General features: G+C 72.1%; 1 protein-coding gene. It reads right to left on the bottom strand.

The genetic code is table 11. The annotated features are described in order from the left end of the window. Positions 1–133: 133 nt before the first annotated feature. On the bottom strand, positions 134–652 hold a 519-nt coding region (locus tag CCN37_RS38485), incomplete at its 5' end, for a Dyp-type peroxidase (RefSeq protein ID WP_143262092.1).

Here is a 652-nt window from a genome sequence, read left to right as displayed (position 1 = left end):
CCGAGAACCCGGAACTGGCCGCGGTCCGCGCCGAGCTGGCGGCGGCGGGGCTGCCCACGACCGTCCGGCGGGTGGGCTACGAGTTCCAGCGTGGGGGCGACACGATGATGACGATCGGCGGCGAGCCGCCGGCCTAGGAGAAGAGCCCTTCGCCCCAGTAGCCGGTGCCCGAGACACCCGGCGGCACGGCGAAGTGCGCCGAACCGGTGTGCTGGACGTACTCCATCATCGCGTCCTTCGAGGACAGCGCCTGCTGCATCGGCACGTACTGGTTGCGGGTGTGCCGGTTGAACGCCAGGAAGACCACCCCCGCCTCGAGGTGCGCGACGCCGTCGGAGCCATGGACGAAGTTGTAGCCGCGGCGCAGGATCCGGACGCCGTTCAGCGCCTGGTGCGAGGCCAGCCGAACGTGGGCGTCATCCGGGATCACCTTCTCGCCGCCCGCGCCGCCGACGTCGAGGTCCAGCTCGTCGAACTCCGCGGTCTGGCCCAGCGGCGCGCCGGTGCCCTTCGTGCGGCCGACGATCTGCTGCTGGCCCTCGAGGGTTTCGCGGTCCCACGTCTCGATGTGCATCCGGATCCGGCGCGCCACCAGGAACGAGCCGCCCGTCATCCACGCCGGGCCGTCACCCGGCGCGGCCCACACCTGGTC

Source organism: Allokutzneria sp. NRRL B-24872, from assembly GCF_002155965.1.
In the GTDB taxonomy this organism is placed as follows: Bacteria; Actinomycetota; Actinomycetes; order Mycobacteriales; family Pseudonocardiaceae; genus Allokutzneria.
Note: the sequence above shows the minus strand (reverse complement) of the source record. Positions and strands in the feature narration are given on the sequence as shown.